General features: G+C 69.5%; 1 pseudogene. It reads left to right on the top strand.

What is annotated here, in order from left to right:
• Nucleotides 1-259, top strand: a pseudogene (locus QSK37_RS51335) (succinate--CoA ligase subunit alpha); the annotation flags it as partial.

Below are 259 nucleotides of genomic sequence, written 5' to 3'. Positions count from 1 at the left end.
GAGGACAGCAAGGTCATCGTGCAGGGGATGACCGGCTCGGAGGGAACCAAGCACACCGCGCGGATGCTGCGGGCCGGCACGAACGTCGTGGGTGGGGTGAACGCGCGTAAGGCGGGGCAGACGGTCACGAGCGAGGGCCGGGATCTGCCGGTGTTCGGCTCGGTCGCTGAGGCGATGGCCCAGACCGGGGCGGATGTGTCGGTGGCGTTCGTGCCGCCGAGGTTCTCCAAGGACGCGGTGATCGAGGCGATCGATGCGG

This window comes from Actinoallomurus iriomotensis, assembly GCF_030269445.1.
Lineage (GTDB): Bacteria > Actinomycetota > Actinomycetes > Streptosporangiales > Streptosporangiaceae > Actinoallomurus > Actinoallomurus iriomotensis.
This window is presented reverse-complemented; position numbering and strand designations above follow the sequence as displayed.